Genomic DNA, 16,825 nt, shown 5'->3' on the forward strand with positions numbered 1-16,825 from the left:
GCCCAAACCTCGCTTACACAGCACCCAACCGCCCCGCGTTCACCTGATCACTGAACGGATATCCGACATGCATCTTCCCGCCTCGCAAATCCCCGGCCTCGTCTGGGCCTATCATCTTCATGAGGGCCCGGCGCCGGCGCGTCCGTTGCCGGATGCCGAGGTGAAGGCGCTGCCGGAGGAGGGCTTCTTCTGGTTCCACTTCTCGCTGGCGGACGCCCGCCTGCCGGCTTTCCTCGAAAGCCTCGGCGTTTTGCCGGAAGCAGCGCTTTTCGCGCTGACGACGCATGAGACGCACCCGTCGGTGAATGTCGACGAAGGCTATCTCTATGGCACGCTGGTGGATTACCAGCGCGATTTCGACCAGAGCACGCGCGAAATCGGCTTCCTGCATTATGCCGTCTTCGGCCGCTTCATCGTCACGACCCGGCTGCATCCGCTGGCCAGCGTCGACAGCGTGCGCTTCGCGGTCGAGAAATCGCCCGGCAAGTTCGACAATCCGATCGACATCTTCGAGCAGATCGTCGCCAATTTCCAGCGCTCGCTCTTCGGCCTCGTCAAGGAGATCACGGCTGACCTCAACGTCATCGAGGACGCCGTCTATTCCAACCGGGAACCTCTGAAGCACCAGAAGGAATTGCAGCCGCTGCGCCGCTCCATCGTCCGCCTGCATCGGCACATGCGGACCTTGCTCACCGCCATGCGCCATGCCGCGGCGGCTGAAGAAGAGGAAATGCCGGAGGGTTTTGCGGATGTTTCGGCGCGCAGCACCAGCCGGCTTGAGGCCGCCGGCCACGAAGTGGATGCGCTGCAGGAACGCGCGCGGCTGCTCCACGAAGAGGTGAATTCCCTCACCTCGATCGAGACCAACCGCCACCTCTTCATCATGTCCGTCATGACGGTGCTGATCATGCCGCCGACGCTGGTCACCGGCTTCTTCGGCATGAATACCGGCGGGCTTCCCTTCCAGCACGACGACGCCGGTACGCTCTCTGCCTTTGGCGCGATCGGCGTGTCGGTGCTCTTGGCCTGGTGGCTCCTGCGCCGCGCCGGGATTTTCTAAGACCCTTCAGGCTCCGGCTGCGTCGAGAAGCGCCATGGCCTTGGCATCAAGGCTCAGCGTGGCCGCCTTTCTCAGGCTTTCAAGCTGCGACAGGCTGGTGGCGCTGGCAATCGGCGCCGTCACGCCCGGCTTGTTCAGGAGCCAGGAAATCGCGATCTCCGCCGGCTTTGCGCCGGTCTGACCGGCAACAGCCTGCAAAGCATCGAGAATGCGAAGGCCGCGCTCGTTCAGATAGGTCCCCATGTCCTCGCCGCGTGCCGATCCTTTCGTGTCTTCGAGGCTGCGATATTTGCCGGTCAGGAAGCCCGAAGCGAGGCTGAAATAGGTGATGACGCCAATCTCTTCCGCGATGCAGAGATCGGCAAGCGGCCCTTCGAAGGTGTCGCGTGCATAGAGATTATATTCCGGCTGCAGGACATCATAGCGCGGCAGGCCCTTGTCCCTGGCCACCTTGAGCGACTGGCCGAGTTGCGCGGCATCGAGATTGGAGCAGCCGATCGCCCGGATCTTGCCGGCCTTCTTCAGCGCGTCGAAAGCAGCGAGCGTTTCCTCGTAAGGGGTCTCCGGGTCCGGCCAGTGGGAGAGGTAGAGGTCGATGTAATCCGTCTGCAGCCGCCGCAGCGAATCCTCTACGGCCTGGTTGATCCAGCCCGCCTTCAGCCCCTTGTGGCCATTGCCCATGTCGGAGCCGACCTTGGTGACGATCACGACATCCTCGCGCTTGCGGCCGCTCTGCTTCAGCCATTTGCCGATGATCGTCTCCGATTCGCCGCCCGAATTGCCGGGAGCCCAGGACGAATAGACGTCTGCCGTGTCGATCGTGGTGAGGCCGGCGTCCAGCCAGGCGTCGAGCAGCGCAAACGACGTCTTCTCGTCGACGGTCCAGCCGAACACGTTGCCGCCGAAGACAACGGGAGAAATCGTCAGGCCGGTCCGGCCGAGGGCGCGCATCTGCATGTCATGGGTCCTTTCAGTTCGGCGGGCCGCTTTCGAATCCGCCTCCATCGGGGTGAGACCTTAACGCCGCATGCGGCGCGATCAAGGCGGTCTCGATCAGATGGCGCCCGATGAAAGCGATTGCGCAACGTGCCTCAATTTTCTACCAATCGACAAAACGAATGGAGGAGAGACCCCATGCTGCGCTTCGGAATCATATCGACCGCCAAGATCGGCCGCGAACTCGTCATCCCCGCGATCCAGGATGCGGAAAACTGCGTCGTCGCCGGCATTTCGAGCCGCGACAAGGAGAAGGCCGAGGCACTGGCCGCCCGCTTCTCGATCCCGCATGTCTACGATTCACATGAGGAAATGCTGGCCTCCGACCTCATCGACGCGGTCTACATTCCGCTGCCGACCTCGCAGCATGCCGAATGGGCGATCAAGGCGGCGGATGCCGGCAAGCATGTGCTCTGCGAAAAGCCGATCGCGCTGAAGGCCGCCGAGATCGACGCCATCATTGCCGCGCGCGACCGCAACAATGTTCTCGTCTCCGAAGCCTATATGGTCACCTATTCGCCGGTCTGGCGGCGCGTGCGCATGCTGATCGCCGAAGGCGCGATCGGGCGGCTGCGCCATGTGCAGGGCGCCTTCACCTACTTCAACCGCGATCCGGGCAACATGCGCAACATCCCGGAACTCGGCGGCGGCGGCCTGCCCGACATCGGCGTCTATCCGGCCATCTCCACGCGCTTCTCGACCGGCAAGGAGCCGATCCGCGTGCAGGCGACCACCGAGCGCGATCCGCAGTTCGGCACCGACATCTATTCATCGGTGCGCGCCGATTTCGGTGATTTCGAACTCAGCTTCTACATCTCCACCCAGCTCGCCGCCCGCCAGATCATGGTCTTCCACGGCACGGACGGCTTCATCGAGGTGAAGTCGCCCTTCAATGCCGACCGTTATGGCGCGGAGGAGATCGAGGTGACCAACGTCAACCACGCCGAATCCCGCCACTACCGCTTCCAGGACGCCCGCCAGTATCGCCTGGAAGCCGAAGCCTTCGCGCGTGCCGCGCGCGGCGAGGAGGCGGAAGTCGTGACGCTGGAAAGCTCCAAGAAGAACCAGCTCTTCATCGATGCGATCTACCGGGCAAGCGAGAAGGATGGCTGGGAGACGGTGTGAGGTGAACATGCCCTGTGTTGACGATGTCAACACAGGGCACTATCTTTCTCGTATGACCCGAAACGCCAACATCGCCGAAGTGAACATCCACCTGCGCGCCCGCGCAGAAGACCGCGCGCTGATCGACAGCGCGGCCGAACTCGTGGGTGCGAACCGGTCGCAGTTCATGCTCTCCTCCGCGATCAAGGAGGCCAAGGCCGTGCTTCTCGACCAGACATCGATCCTTGTCGATGACGCTGGCTTCCGTCGGACGCTGGAATGGCTGGATGCACCACAGTCTGCGGAGGAAAGGGCAGGGATGAAGCGGCTGCTTGCCGCCGAGCTGCCGTGGTCGCGTGACTGAGCGGCAGGCGCAGTTCCGTTCCCCCGAGCCGCTGACGGCAGCTCATATGCTCGATGGTTTTCAATCCGGCGAGCCGGTCCTGGATGAATGGCTGATCAAGCGCGCCCGCGCGAATGCAGCCCTCGGCGCGAGCCGGACCTTTGTCTGCCTCTCAAGCGGTGCAACTGTCGTGGCCGGATATTATGCCCTGTCGATGGGGCAGGTGCTGAACCGGGATGCCACCGGCGCGATGCGGCGGAATATGCCGCAACACATTCCCGCAGTGATACTCGGACGGCTTGCCGTTGACCTGCGATTTCAGGGTCACGGTCTTGGCACCGCTTTGTTGAAGGATGCCGTTCTCCGCTCGCTCAGGGCCATCAATGAGGTGTCGGCCCGACTGATCGTCGTCCACGCCATCTCGCCGGCAGCGGAAGCCTTCTATCGCCGCCATGGCTTTGTTCGGCTCCCGGTGGAAACGCCGACTTATGCGCTCGATCTCGTCAAGTTTGCTGGTGAGGTCGGGGGCTGATGTCAGAGGCATCATCGAATCGCTCAAGCGGGAAAAGCCGTCACAGCGCCCGAGGCGGGCTGCAACGGCTTCTTCCAGCGTCGAGCGTCAATTCAGATTGACGATTTCCACCCGCCGGTTCTTGGCGCGGCCGTCTTCGCTCTCGTTTGACGCAGCCGGGGCGACCATGCCGACGCCGGCGCTTTTGAGCCTTGCGGCATCCACCTGGAAGCGCTTGACGAGGGCTGCCTGTACTGAAGCAGCGCGGCGCTTTGACAGGTCCATGTTGTGGTCGAACCCGCCCTGATTGTCGGTATGGCCAACCACGACGATCTTGAGCTCGGGCTTCGACTTGAGCAGCGTGGCGATTTCCTGCAGCGTCGGGTCGGACTCAGCCTTGAGATCGGCCTTGTCGGTATCGAAGAAGATCCCGTAGAGCGCGATCTTGCCTGACGCGTCGATCGATTTCGCCATGTCGGCGGCCTTCACGACGACCATCTTCTGTTCGCGCGCCTTTGGCTCGACCACGTTGACGAGGGCAATGGTGCGGCCGTTGAAGGCGTTGCAGTAGTTGCCGCCGTCGGCAATCGTGAAGGTCTGGATCGCAACGAAGGCGTCACCGCCATCGACGGGAAGCCGGCCTGTGAAATAGTGCTGATCGGTGATGTCGGATGTCAGCGCGCATTTGCCGTTCGAGAAGTCCGGCTCGGCAATATCCTTCTCGCGGACGAACTGCATCGTCAGGCTCTGGTCGCCGCCGCCGCCATAGGCCGCGCGTGTCGCGGAGCCACCACAGGCCTCGTCCTTGCATTCGAACAGGGTTTCGCCGCCGGCAGCGGTGACGACCTCCTGGTAATTCCGCAGGATTTCCAGTGGCGAGCGACCGTCGGGCTCCAGATAGACGAGGCGGGTGAGAGGCCCCTCGAGTGTCTTTGACTGCTTCGGCGCATAGATGGTGTTGTTGTCGGAATCCAACTTGTCGTTCTTTTCCAGCGGCGACAGCGGCAGGGTCAGCTCGGCATAGGCCTGCTGCTTGGCACTGAGCAGCAGCGAGCCCTCGTAGCGTGGCAGAAGCCTGTTGTCCTTCGTGCCCTTTTCGTCCTTCTGCGGGATCGTGGCGTCCGCCATGGCGGACGATGCGCCGGCAACGACGAGCATGCCGGCAATAAGGATCAGTTTCTTCAGCATAGGAACCCCCAATTCTGTGCTGCCCGGCGCTATCGCGCCCGCGCAGACGATGACACGAATGGGGGCTACATTCCATGGCGAGGGCTGGGCGCGCAGTTTCCCGGGTAACAGGAAGACGTCCCTCGCGTGCTATCTGCCGAAGACGAAGCGGGAATAGCCGAGATAGGAAAACACCATCGCAACGCCCGAGCCGATGGCCGCGGCCACCACGGGCCAGAGCGGCGGCCAGATCATCAGGCAGAGCGAATAGGTTCCGTAGTTCACCAGGGCGGCGAGAATGCCGACAAGGCCATAGCGCGCGCCTTCGGAGGCGACATTGCGGCCCGAACTGCCGAAGGTGAAGGTGCGGTTGATCGTCCAGGTATAGGCCATGGCAATGGCGATCGAGAGCACGCGGGCGATATAGGGCCCGGCCGGCGTCAGCCAGAGGATCAGCGACAGCGAACCGGCATCGACGAGAAAGCCGGTGCCGCCGGCAAAGGCAAACCAGAGAAGCTTCTTCATGCGGCGCGGCGCTTGCCCGAACGGCCTGTCGTCTGGCTCACGGCCTCGCCACGGGCGAGCGTCACCTGATGGCGCGACTGGTGCACGGACGAAAGCGTCAGATAGTGGATGCGCAGCTGCTCGGCGCGTGCCCGTGCCACGCTGTCGAGGATCAGCCCGGCCGTGAAGGTCATGAAGGAGATCATCATCAGCGCCATCGAGAGCACCCAGGTCGGCAGCTTCGGCACGAGGCCGGTCGCGATATATTCGGCCAGAACCGGCGTCATGAAGCCGAGGCTCATGGCAAGGACGCCGCCGCTGATCAGGCCGAAGAAGGCGAAGGGCCGCGTCTCCTTCATCAGCATGGCAAACATCCAGAGGATCTTCGCCCCATCCTTGTAGGTCGAAAGCTTGGAATGCGAGCCCTCCGGCCGGCGACCATAGGAAAGCTCCAGTTCGCTCACCGGCATTTTCAGGCGCGAGGCATGGACGGACATCTCCGTCTCGATCTCGAACCCGCCGGAAACGGCCGGGAAGCTCTTGGCAAAGCGGCGCGAGAAGGCGCGGTAGCCGGAGAAGATATCCGAAAAGCCGGTACCGAAGATCATCCGGTAGAGCCTGTTGAAGATCGCGTTGCCGAAGGCATGACCCTGCCGGCCGGCATCTTCCGTCACGCCGCGCCGCGTGCCGACCACCATGTCGGAGCCTTCCGAAAGCAGCGTGCGGATCAGGTCCTGCGCCTCTTCCGGATCATAGGTGCCGTCGCCATCGGCCATGATGTAGATGTCGGCGTCGATGTCGGAGAACATGCGGCGCACGACATGGCCCTTGCCCTGCCGCCGCTCGCGGGTGACCGTCGCACCGGCAAGGGCTGCCTTCAGCGCCGTGCCGTCGGTCGAATTGTTGTCGTAGACATGGATGCGCGCGCCCGGCAGTGCCGCCTTGAAACCCGCCACGACATCGGCAATCGTTGCCGCCTCGTTGTAGCACGGCAGCAGCACGGCGATGTCCAGATCGTCCAGAATGCCGTCCGTTGCCCCATGCGCCGCCATGACCCGGTTCCTTGCGGTTTGCGCCTTCGCGGGCGCGCGTTGTCCTTGGCTTTACTATTTCTTGAGAAGGTTAAGTTAGCTTGAATTCCGGGCGTCTCCGCCGCGAAATATCCACCCCACGCAAGTTTGGCCAACAGACACGAGTTGGCAGACCATGCGCTATTCCGGGATCGGTCATGGCCAGTATCGAATCGACCGCTGCGCTCTCTCAATCAAAGCGGGGCGAGCGCGCAGGCCCGCTCAGCTCCGGCAAGAGCCGCCTCGGCCTAGCCGTGCTGATCGCCTTCGTCATCATCCTGCTCTTCCATCTCGTTAACCTGGCAACCAGCTACACGGACTATGTCGGGCCCGACAATGACGACGCGATGCGGCTCGTCGAGGTGCGTGATTTTCTGGGCGGTCAGGGCTGGTTCGATCTGATGCAGTATCGCCTGGGTCCCGCGCCCGGGACATTGATGCACTGGTCGCGCTTTGTCGATCTGCCCATTGCGGCCCTCATTTCCTTCTTCGGTCTGTTCCTGTCGCCGCGCATGGCGGAGGCGACGGCACTCTTCGTCTGGCCGGTCTCGCTTGCCCTGCCGGTTCTTTATTTCATCGGCCTCGGCGCTCGCCGCATCGGTGGCGAACGGGCGATGTTTGCCGCGGTCCCCATGGCGGTGCTGTTCCTGCTTCAGGTCCATCGCTTCGAGCCGGGCGGCATCGATCACCACAATGTGCAGATGGCACTCATCGCCATTGTCGCGGCGGGGCTCGTCGACCCGCTTCACCGGGCGTCAAGCTATGCCCTGTCCGGGCTTGCCGCGGCAATTGCGCTGGCTGTCGGCGCCGAGACGACACCGTTGATCGGCGTTGCGGCGGTGATCATCGCCTTGCGCTGGGCATTCCTCGGTCAGCCCTATGCTGCGGCTGCGCGCAGCTTCGGCCTCTCGTTTGCCGTGCTGACCGCCGCAGCCTATGTCGCGACGGTTCCCCGCGCGCTCTATACGACGGTGACCTGCGACAATCTCTCCTATGGCTTCCTTGTGCTGACGGTCTTTGGCGGTGCAGCCCTGTTCGGGGCGGCCAGCCTTGCCAGTCGCGCGCCGATGTCGGTCCGCCTTGCCATTCTCGCCTGCATAGGCGTCGGTGCGGCCGGCGTGACGCTTGCCGTGATGCCGCAATGCCTGCAAAACCCGCTTGCAAGCCTTGATCCACTCCTGAAGGAAATATGGCTCGATCGCGTCACGGAGGCGCAATCGGTCTTCATGCAGGCGAAGCTGCGGCCTGAAACCGTGGGGGGCTTCTATTTCGTCGGCTTCATCGCCATGGTCGTTTCCGCCTGGCGGGTGAAAATGGGCGACCGCGCCGCCGTGCACCTCGTGCTCTTCGTTCTCTTGAGTGGCGCCTGGGCCATCTCGCTCATTCAGGTGCGTGGCACGACTTTCCCGCAGATGTTGTCGATCCTGCCGCTCGCTGTTCTGGTGGCCGAACTGCATGCCATTGCCCGCCGCGACCCGGACTCGGTCATTGCCGGCCTGCCGTTTGCGATCATGACGCTTGCCAGCATCCCGGCCTTCTGGTTCGTCGTCGGTTTCCTGGCCTCGGAAGCAACCGGCAGCGAAAAATCCGACAAGGCCGCTGCAGCCGGCGAGAAGGTCTCGATCTGCGTCAAGGAGACGAACCTGAATCTCCTCAATCGCCTGCCGAAGGGCATGATTGCAGCGCCCTCCAACATGGGCTCGCCGATCCTTCGCTTCACCGGTCACAGTGTGCTCGCAGCGCCCTATCACCGCAATCCCAACGGCATGCTCGTCGTCTTGCATGCGGGACTGGCCACGCCCGAAAAGGCGGAAGCGATCCTTGGCGATGTGGGAACCGACTATGTCGTCTTCTGCCCCGGCGATGGGGAGCTGAAGGAATTGGCCCAGCGCGCGCCCGACGGGCTGGCCGCGGCCTTGCTGAAGGACCGCCCGCCGGCCTTCCTCAAGGACGTCACGCCGTCAGACGCGACGAACCTCAAGATCTATCGCCTGGTTCGCTGAAGACCGCGCAGGACCTTCTGCTGATGGATTTCCGGGAGAGCCGCGTGGCGCCTGCCCGGAAATGCCGTCTCAGAACTGCTTGCGCATCGGATGCGCCTTGTAGACGCCGAGGATGCGGACCTTCTCGGAGAAGAACTTCAGCTCGTCGAGCGCCCGCTTGACGTTCTCGTCATCCGGATGGCCTTCGATATCGGCGAAGAACTGCGTGGCGACGAACTTGCCGCCGATCTGGTAGCTTTCGAGCTTCGTCATGTTGATGCCGTTCGTCGCAAAGCCGCCGAGCGCCTTGTAGAGCGCTGCCGGAATGTTGCGGACATTGAAGACGAAGGTGGTGATGATGGTCTCATCGGCGCTGTCACGCGTGGCATGCTTCTCGTTCGGCGAGAGCACGACGAAGCGGGTGATGTTGTTCTCCGAATCCTCGACATTCTCTTCAAGGATCTCAAGGCCGTAGAGATCGGCCGCCAGGCGCGGCGCGAGCGCGGCCATCGAGCGGTCGCCGGTTTCCGAGACGAGCTTGGCCGCCCCTGCCGTGTCGCCCGCCACAACCGCCTTCCAGCCATTGGAGCGGACGATCTTGCGGCACTGGCCGAGCGCATGGATGTGGCTGTGAACGGTCTTGATCTCGCTCTTCGCAACGCCCGGCAGGACCATGAGCTGGAAGCGGATCGGCATGAAATATTCGCCGACGATGTAAAGCCGTGACTGCGGCATCAGGTAGTGGATGTCGGCAACGCGGCCGGCCAGCGTGTTCTCGATCGGGATCATGGCGAGATCCGCATCGCCGCTTTCCACCGCATTGAACGCGTCTTCAAACGTCTGGCAGGGCAGCGGTGACATGTCCGGAAACATGTCGCGGGCGGCCATGTCTGAATTGGCGCCGAAGTCGCCCTGGAAGGAGATGCGGTTGGTTCTTGCGATCATGGTCTCTGCTCACTTCATGCGCGCGGCAAGAACGCGGCGCGCCTTTTCGAGATCGGCTGGCGTGTCGACGCCCAGCGGTATGGCCTTGACGATTTCCGCGTCGATCCGCATGCCGGCTTCCAGTGCGCGCAGCTGTTCGAGCTTCTCGCGCATTTCAAGGACGGAGGGTGTCAGCGACACGAAACGCTTCAGCGATTCGCGGCGATAGGCGTAGAGGCCGATGTGATGGTAGAGCGGTCCGTCGCCCCAGGGCGCGGTTGCCCGCGTGAAATAGAGCGCGCGAAGGCGGGTTTCTGAGACCGGCGAGCCGATGACCTTGACGACGCTCGGGGCCGTCTTTTCTTCCTCGTCGGTGATCTCGACGGTCAGCGTCGCGATGTCGACGGCCTCGTCTTCGAGCGGTGCCAGGGCGGCGCGCACTGTTTCGGGCTCGATGGTCGGCAGGTCGCCCTGAACGTTGATGACATAGCGCGCGCGGCTCTGCGGATCGGCTTTTTCGAGTGCCTCGAAGATGCGGTCGGAACCGGACTGGTGATCCTCGCGGGTCATCACGGCCTCGAAACCGGCAGCCGTCACCGCGTCGAAGGTCTCCTGATGATCGACGGCAGCCACCACGCGACCGACATTCGCTTCGACAGCGCGGCGCACGACCTGCACGATCATCGGCGCGCCGCAGATGTCGGCCATCGGCTTGCCGGGAAGGCGCGTCGAGGCCATGCGGGCGGGGATCAGGACCAGCGACTGATCAAAACGGTTGATCTGCATCAAGGGGGCCTTCATTTCGCGTGTGAAAAGTGGCAAAAGGTCTCAGTCTGGGAGGAACAAGAACTGTTGCGCTCGCGCGCTAAAAGACATACGTTCCGCCCGATTTCAAGATGCGCCGGCACTGATCACCCGGACATCGCTAAGGGGAGCGTTAGCAGATGAATTCACATGTGAACATGGGCGTAGGTGCTCTTTTGGGGACCGTGTTCGTTCTGATGTCGGTGTCGATCCTGTCGGAAGGCATCTTCAAGTCGGAAGCGCCCGAGAAGCCTGGTTACGCAATCGCAGCCGCCGAAGGCGAAGCTGCTGGTGGCGCGCCGGCTGAAGCTGCTAAGGCCGATACGCCGGTTGGCGTCGTGCTCGCCAAGGCCGATGCTGCCAAGGGCGCCGCCGTTTTCAAGAAATGCGAAGCCTGTCACACCGGGGACAAGGGCGGCGCCAACAAGGTTGGCCCGAACCTCTTTGGTATCGTTGATCGCCCGGTCGCCAGCCACGAAGGCTTCTCTTATTCGGCCGGCATGAAGGAATTCTCCAAGGGCGGTTCGGAAAAGTGGACCTATGACCACCTCTACCACTTCCTGAAGAAGCCGAAGGATTACGTGAAGGGCACGGCCATGGGCTTTGCCGGTCTTCCCAAGGAAGACGAGCGCGCCGACCTTCTGGCCTATCTCCAGTCGCTTGCCGACACCAAGGTTCCTTTCCCGCCGGCTCAGTAAGTCAGGCGCATCGAACATGAAAAAAACCGGGCCTGTTCAACAGGTCCGGTTTTTTGTTGTCTGGAATGCGATTGGCGCAGCAAGCACGGCGGACGGATCAGTCCTCGACCGCCCAGTGCAGCGGGAACATGGGATCGAACACCGTGACCGGCCCGGCCCCCGTCTCAATCTTCGACGGATACGTGACAGGCGTGTCGCGCTTGACCAGCGTGATCGTCTCCTCATTCGCCGGCAACCCGTAACAGGCGGGACCATTCAGCGAGGCGAAGGCTTCGAGCTGGTCGAGCGCGCCGGCATTTTCGAAGACATGGGCAAGGCAGCTCATCGTGTTGGTGGCGGTGAAGCAGCCGGCGCAGCCGCAGGCGCATTCCTTCAGCGGATCCACATGCGGGGCGGAATCGGTGCCGAGGAAGAAGCGGCGGTCGCCGGAGGTGGCGGCCTCGACGAGGGCCACGCGATGGCTCTCGCGCTTGGCGACCGGCAGGCAATAGTAATGCGGCCTGATCCCGCCGACGAGAATCGCATTGCGGTTGATAATCAGGTGATGCGTGGTGATCGAGCCGGCGAGGTTCTTCGCGGCGCTCTTGATATAGTTGATGCCGTCAGACGTGGTGACGTGTTCCATCGTCACCTTCAGCTCCGGCAGCCGCTTGCGCAGCGGATCGAGCACGGTTTCGATGAAGACGGCCTCGCGGTCGAAGATATCGACCTCCGGCGTCGTCACCTCGCCATGGACGCAAAGCGGCAGCCCGATCTGAGCCATCCGCTCCAGAACCGGCATGACCTTGTCGAGATTGCGCACGCCGCCATGCGAATTGGTGGTGGCGCCAGCGGGATAGAGCTTGACCGCGTGGATCAGGCCTTCCGCCTTGCCGCGCGCCACATCGTCGGCCTCGGTGGCTTCCGTCAGATAGAGCGTCATCAGCGGCTCGAAACTGTCGCCCTTCGGGATCGCGGCGACGATCCGCTCGCGATAGGCCTGGGCATCCGCAACGGTGGCGACCGGCGGCACGAGGTTGGGCATGATGATGGCGCGGGCAAAATGCCGGGTCGTTTCCGGCAGGATGCCTTCCAGCATCGCTCCGTCACGAAGGTGCAGATGCCAGTCGTCCGGCTTGCGGATGGTGATTTTCGTCATGACGCGCGTCCTCATGCTTCGAAGCAATTCCAGCGAAAGTGGAAACCGGTTTCGCCTCCGGAATTGCATAAGAATAAATGGATGGAGCGCAACAGAGCGTACCCGCTATCGCCGGAGCGCTCTGTCACGTTTCGCGGCTGATAGCATTCCGGCGCGGCGGGTTCAATCGAAGGCTCAGGCCGCCGCGATGCCCATGGGAACCGTTTCCGCAAAGGCAATCGCCCGGATGTCCTCAAGTGCTGCCTCGAAGGCGGCAATCAGCGCCGGATCGAAATGGCTGCGGGCCTTGCCGCGAACGTAGTCGGCGGCCTTCTCGAAGGGCCAGGCCTGCTTGAACTGGCGTTCCGAAATCAGCGCGTCAAAGCTTGAGGCAATGGCAACGATCCGGCCTGCTTCCGGGATCGCCGTGCCTTTCAGCCGGTTGGGATAGCCCTGGCCGTCGAAGCGCTCGCGATAGGTCCGGCCGATTTCGGCGGCAAGCTGGAGGAGGGAGGACGAGGCCGCATCCGCGTCCCCCGCATTGGTGCGGCGGCGGAAGTCGGCTTCCGTCATCTTGCCGCGCTTCAGCAGCGATGTATCCGAGGCGAGCGCGGTCGCGTTGTCGAAGAGGGCGGCGGCGAGCCGGATATCGCGGCAGAAGGCCTCGGGCAGGCCGGCGGCCCGCGCGATCACCTCCGAATAGGCCGCAACGCGCATGCGCTGCTGTGCGGCTTGCGGGTCCTTGTAGCCTGCGGCGAGCGTGATGCGCTGGATGATCTCGCACTCCTGATCGCGCAGCGCGTCCGAACCTTGCATCTGCCCGCCACTGAGGCTTTCGGCATGACGCCGCTGCGCCTCGGCGAGTGCCGCGATATTCTGCACGCGCGCCTTGAACTCATAGAAGTCGACCGGCTTCGTCAGGAAGTCGATGGCGCCCGCGTTCAGCGCGTCCATGCGCGTGGTCATCTCGTGATCGGCGGTGATGAAGATCACCGGCACGCCACTGTATTTCTCGAAATGCAGCATTTCGGTCAGGAACTCGACGCCGTTATAGACCGGCATCATGTAGTCGATGAGCGCCACGTCGAACTCGAGATCGGGCATGGCGGCGAGCGCGTCGGCGGGCGACGAGAACGGAATGGGCGAACAGTCGCGCAGCTTCTGCACCATGCCTGTCAGCAGACGCAGGTTGGTGTTGTTGTCATCCACGATCAATATCTTCATCTTGGCCTCGCTTATGCGGCTTTGTTGAATGTGTAGCTCGCCAGAAGTGCAGTGAGCTGATCCGTCCTGTCCGGGGCTTCCGGGCTTTGTCTGATGGCCTGGGCGATGTTGGCCACGGCGTTGAAGCCGACATTGGCCGCAGCCCCCTTCAGCGTATGCAGCGCCTTGTCGGCTGCATGACGGTCGCCCGCGGCGCGCGCGTCCCGGTATTCCGTCATGAGTGCGTCGGCGTCGGCAAAGAAGGAGGCGACAAGTTCATCGAAGATCTCTTCACCGAGAACCTCGACCAGTTCCGCCTTGCGCGCCGGATCGATCCCGTCTTCGGACGCCCCGAAGGCATCATTGTCCGGAAGCGTCGTGGGAGCAGGGGCTGTTTCGGACCGTTTTGCAACGCCGGCGAGAACGCTGTGCAGCCGCTTGAGCGTGATCGGCTTGGGCTCGAACCCGTTCATGCCGGCCTCCCGGCAGGCGTCGCGGTCCTCGTCCGAGGCATTGGCCGTCATCGCGATAATCGGGGATGTCCGGTTCGGCCCCTGTCCGGCGCGAATGGCGCGCGCGGCTTCTATGCCGTCCATGACCGGCATCTGCATGTCCATCAGGATCAGATCGTAGGTCCTCGCCGTCGCGACCTTGACGGCTTCGGCGCCGTTGGTGGCAAGATCGGCCTTCTGTCCAAGGCGTTCGAGGAAACGCAGCGCCAGCTGCTGGTTGACCTTGTTGTCCTCGACCAGCAGGACCTTGAGGCTGTGCAGCGGGGCGAAACCCGTCGGGCGCTCGCTCGGCGACGCAATTTCCGGGGCATCGGTCGCCTCGATGCGCATCTCGAGCCAGAACGTGCTGCCCTTGCCGATTTCGCTCTCGACGCCCATTTGCGCGCCGAGCCGTTCGGCGATTTCCTTGCTGATCGTGAGGCCGAGACCCGTCCCGCCGAACCGGCGGCTGATCGAGGCGTCGACCTGGGAGAAGGGCTTGAACAGCTTCTTGCGTCCCGCCTCGTCGATCCCGATGCCCGTATCCTGAACCTCGATCCGCACGAACTGCCGCCCGTTGGGACCCGAGAACTCGCGCAGGCGCAGCGTGACCGTGCCGTTGCGGGTGAATTTCGTGGCATTGCTGACGAGATTGAGGATGATCTGGCGAAGCCGTGTCGGATCTGTCTTGATCCAGGGGTGAAGGAGCTGATCCGGCATGTCGAGAACGAGGGCGTTGCCGCGTTCCTTTGCCCGGCTTGCCATGATATCCATCACGGTGTGGGCAAGTTCCGGCAGATTGGCCGGCCGCAACTCGATTTCGAGCTTGCCGTATTCGATCTTCGAATAATCGAGAATCTCGTTGAGAACCTCCAGCAGCGCCTCGCCCGAAGACCGGATCGTCCGGATATTGTCGCGTACGTCGTCCGGGATGTCGGAAAGCTCAAGCAGCTCCGCGGTGCCGAGAATGGCGTTGAGCGGCGTGCGGATTTCGTGACCCATGGTCGCCATGAACTGCGACTTGGCGCGGTTGCCGGCATCGGCCGCGTTATAGGCCGAGGCGAGGTCGTTCGCCATCGCCTCGAAGCCTTGGCCTGCCTGACGCACGGCCTTCAGCTGACGCCGGAGCGTGAAGATCAGGAAACCGACGGAGAGTGTCAGCAGGAACACATAGATGCCGGATGTCTTCTGCAGATGGATCAGATCATCTCTGGCCTGCGCGCGATTGTCGGAGATCACGGTGTTGGAGGTCAGCAGCAGCTTGTTGGTTTCGTCGTGCAGGGCGTCCAGCGCAGGAAGCACCGCCGTCAGGCGGGTCCGGGCGTCGGTGGATTTCTCCAGGCCGGTAAAGACATGATCGAGCGATTTGACGATCTGGCCGATCGCGATGCTTGACGCGCTGAGATCGCCGCTCTGCACGAAGAAGCCCTGGAAGTGACCCTGGCTCAGGAGATCGTTGCGCGAATAGACGATGTCGTAGCGGCGGGAAAGTGCCTTCAGCTGCCCCTGCTCAACCTCAGGGGCGGCCAGCAGCAGACGCGTTTCCGTTTCCAGCTCATGCGCCTCGCGGTCGAGCTGAAAGGCGGCCCACATGGCATTCTCGCGAATGCTGTTCTGCAGCGACGCCTGCCGGTCCGACATGTCCATGTAGAGAAGGATGAGGATGACCAGCAGGACGACGGAAAATGCCTGCAGCACGGCAGCCCTGAGGCTGGCGCGCTTCAGAACGTCGCTGATCTTGTCCCCGCGTGCACTCACTCGACGACCTCGATTTCCTTGATCTGCCAGACCGAGCGCGAGAAGTACTTCTCGTTGTAGAGGGAATGGTCCTTGTCGAACGGATAGATGAGGAAGACCGGTCCCTTTTCGCGCACCGACATTTCGTCGCCATTCATGCGGACGGCGAGGATCGTGTCGAGCTTCTCGGCGTCCTCGAAGGGCACTTCCGAGGCATAGTCGTTGAGCGCCTTGACGATGAGCTTCTTGCCGCTGGCGCCGGCTGCGGCGAGGACAGCGCGCAGATAGGGGCCGGAGAACTCGGTCTTGCCGGTCGTCCACGGTGTTTCCATCGTGGCCTTGCGACCGTCGAGCTTTTCCAGCATCGCCATGTCGAACGTGGCCGCCTTGCTCGAATTCGTCTTTGTGACATGGCCGGTAATGGTGAGGATCGTGTCGCCGGCAGGCTTGTCCAGCGCCAGCGCGTTCGACGTCAGCGCGCCGGTCGAGATGGCGAAGGCGCCAGTGAGAAGAAGGGCATGGATGAAGGTCTTCACGTAGGGTCTCCTCCCGGAAAATCAGGCCGTCTTCTGGGCGGCCGTGGGTGCATTTGTGACGATCAGCCGGCTCATCATCCGGGTGAAGCCCAGCGCCTCGATCGGCTTTGTCAGGAACGTGTTCACGCCGGCGGCCAGCGCTTCCTCCCTGACCTCCGCGGAGGTGTCGGCGGTCACCATGACGATGGGCGTGTCGCGGAAATCATCGAAACTGCGAATGAGGCGCACGAACTGCACGCCGGTCATGCCGGGCAGCATGTGGTCGACCATCAGGAGATCGAATGACTGCGTCTTGCAGATCTGCAGGGCTTTCGCGGGGTCGTGACAGACCACGATCTCGCCCGATCCCGCCTTGGCCATCAGATGGCGCAGAATGAGCCCATTGGTCGGATTGTCTTCAACGATCAGAATTGCCATGCGTCCCCCGGGCCTGTTCGCCGCAGCTGCCGGCGCTTCCGCAACCTGAATGACGGGTCAGCCGCGCCGGATATGAGGTTTATCGCAAGGGTGATTATATAAGATAAAACCGATATATAAAATTTGAGCGACCCATCCCATTTCGGGCATGTGTGCCGAGG

17 protein-coding genes are annotated in these 16,825 nt (G+C 62.7%); 6 read left to right on the top strand and 11 right to left on the bottom strand.

Going from position 1 to position 16,825, the window contains the following annotated elements:
- Positions 1-67 precede the first annotated feature (67 nt).
- Positions 68-1,060, top strand: a complete 993-nt coding sequence (locus LQK84_RS15970; RefSeq protein ID WP_230829723.1) for a transporter — start codon at positions 68-70, stop codon at positions 1,058-1,060.
- 6 nt (positions 1,061-1,066) lie between these two features.
- On the opposite strand, the gene LQK84_RS15975 is transcribed toward LQK84_RS15970, so the two are convergent.
- Positions 1,067-2,017 carry an aldo/keto reductase gene (locus LQK84_RS15975; RefSeq protein WP_230829724.1) on the bottom strand — a complete coding sequence of 317 codons (951 nt, stop codon included), beginning with the start codon at positions 2,015-2,017 and terminating at the stop codon, positions 1,067-1,069.
- 177 nt (positions 2,018-2,194) lie between these two features.
- On the opposite strand from LQK84_RS15975, the gene LQK84_RS15980 reads away from it, so the two are divergent.
- The 3 genes from LQK84_RS15980 to LQK84_RS15990 are packed head-to-tail and all read left to right on the top strand — an operon-like array spanning position 2,195 to position 4,035.
- Positions 2,195-3,181, top strand: coding sequence for a Gfo/Idh/MocA family protein (locus LQK84_RS15980; RefSeq protein WP_230829725.1), 987 nt, complete (start codon positions 2,195-2,197; stop codon positions 3,179-3,181).
- 7 nt (positions 3,182-3,188) lie between these two features.
- Complete coding sequence (locus LQK84_RS15985; RefSeq protein WP_230829879.1) at positions 3,189-3,524, top strand: type II toxin-antitoxin system TacA family antitoxin; 336 nt, start codon at positions 3,189-3,191, stop codon at positions 3,522-3,524.
- Entirely contained in the window at positions 3,517-4,035 is a 519-nt protein-coding gene (locus LQK84_RS15990; RefSeq protein WP_230829726.1) for a GNAT family N-acetyltransferase, read from the top strand. The genes LQK84_RS15985 and LQK84_RS15990 overlap by 8 nt, the downstream gene beginning before the upstream one ends.
- 87 nt (positions 4,036-4,122) lie before the next feature.
- On the opposite strand, the gene LQK84_RS15995 is transcribed toward LQK84_RS15990, so the two are convergent.
- From LQK84_RS15995 to LQK84_RS16005, 3 genes are all read right to left on the bottom strand, one after another.
- Complete coding sequence (locus LQK84_RS15995; protein ID WP_230829727.1) at positions 4,123-5,202, bottom strand: OmpA family protein; 1,080 nt, start codon at positions 5,200-5,202, stop codon at positions 4,123-4,125.
- 129 nt (positions 5,203-5,331) lie between these two features.
- Positions 5,332-5,706 carry a GtrA family protein gene (locus LQK84_RS16000; RefSeq protein WP_230829728.1) on the bottom strand — a complete coding sequence of 125 codons (375 nt, stop codon included), beginning with the start codon at positions 5,704-5,706 and terminating at the stop codon, positions 5,332-5,334.
- The gene (locus LQK84_RS16005) at positions 5,703-6,737 is read right to left on the bottom strand and encodes a glycosyltransferase (RefSeq protein WP_230829729.1); all 1,035 of its coding nucleotides are present in this window, start codon (positions 6,735-6,737) and stop codon (positions 5,703-5,705) included. The genes LQK84_RS16000 and LQK84_RS16005 overlap by 4 nt, the downstream gene beginning before the upstream one ends.
- A gap of 176 nt (positions 6,738-6,913) precedes the next feature.
- On the opposite strand from LQK84_RS16005, the gene LQK84_RS16010 reads away from it, so the two are divergent.
- Entirely contained in the window at positions 6,914-8,758 is a 1,845-nt protein-coding gene (locus LQK84_RS16010; RefSeq protein ID WP_230829730.1) for a hypothetical protein, read from the top strand.
- 69 nt (positions 8,759-8,827) lie between these two features.
- On the opposite strand, the gene LQK84_RS16015 is transcribed toward LQK84_RS16010, so the two are convergent.
- Both LQK84_RS16015 and LQK84_RS16020 read right to left on the bottom strand, forming a co-directional pair.
- Positions 8,828-9,682, bottom strand: coding sequence for a prephenate dehydratase (locus LQK84_RS16015; RefSeq protein WP_230829731.1), 855 nt, complete (start codon positions 9,680-9,682; stop codon positions 8,828-8,830).
- Positions 9,683-9,691: 9 nt separating this feature from the next.
- The gene (locus tag LQK84_RS16020) at positions 9,692-10,447 is read right to left on the bottom strand and encodes a 3-deoxy-manno-octulosonate cytidylyltransferase (protein ID WP_230829732.1); all 756 of its coding nucleotides are present in this window, start codon (positions 10,445-10,447) and stop codon (positions 9,692-9,694) included.
- A 158-nt stretch (positions 10,448-10,605) separates the two neighbouring features.
- Here LQK84_RS16020 and LQK84_RS16025 point away from each other — a divergent pair, with 158 nt between their 5' ends.
- Positions 10,606-11,163 carry a c-type cytochrome gene (locus LQK84_RS16025; RefSeq protein WP_230829733.1) on the top strand — a complete coding sequence of 186 codons (558 nt, stop codon included), beginning with the start codon at positions 10,606-10,608 and terminating at the stop codon, positions 11,161-11,163.
- A gap of 97 nt (positions 11,164-11,260) precedes the next feature.
- Here the strand turns inward: LQK84_RS16025 and pyrC are convergent, their stop codons facing one another.
- The 5 genes from pyrC to LQK84_RS16050 all read right to left on the bottom strand — a co-directional run bounded on the left by pyrC (position 11,261) and on the right by LQK84_RS16050 (position 16,664).
- On the bottom strand, positions 11,261-12,301 hold the full coding sequence (gene pyrC, locus LQK84_RS16030; protein WP_230829734.1) for a dihydroorotase: 1,041 nt from the start codon (positions 12,299-12,301) through the stop codon (positions 11,261-11,263).
- A 174-nt stretch (positions 12,302-12,475) separates the two neighbouring features.
- On the bottom strand, positions 12,476-13,504 hold the full coding sequence (locus LQK84_RS16035) for an HD domain-containing phosphohydrolase (RefSeq protein WP_230829735.1): 1,029 nt from the start codon (positions 13,502-13,504) through the stop codon (positions 12,476-12,478).
- Positions 13,505-13,515: 11 nt separating this feature from the next.
- A complete protein-coding gene (locus LQK84_RS16040) occupies positions 13,516-15,732 on the bottom strand; it encodes an ATP-binding protein (RefSeq protein WP_230829736.1) in 2,217 nt (738 codons plus the stop codon).
- Positions 15,729-16,247 carry a molybdopterin-dependent oxidoreductase gene (locus LQK84_RS16045; protein ID WP_230829737.1) on the bottom strand — a complete coding sequence of 173 codons (519 nt, stop codon included), beginning with the start codon at positions 16,245-16,247 and terminating at the stop codon, positions 15,729-15,731. Before LQK84_RS16045 ends, LQK84_RS16040 begins: the two co-directional genes overlap by 4 nt.
- Before the next feature lie 21 nt (positions 16,248-16,268).
- Positions 16,269-16,664 carry a response regulator gene (locus LQK84_RS16050; RefSeq protein ID WP_230829738.1) on the bottom strand — a complete coding sequence of 132 codons (396 nt, stop codon included), beginning with the start codon at positions 16,662-16,664 and terminating at the stop codon, positions 16,269-16,271.
- Positions 16,665-16,825: the final 161 nt, after the last annotated feature.

It is taken from the genome of Rhizobium sp. C4, assembly GCF_021026315.1.
Taxonomy (GTDB): domain Bacteria; phylum Pseudomonadota; class Alphaproteobacteria; order Rhizobiales; family Rhizobiaceae; genus Ensifer_A.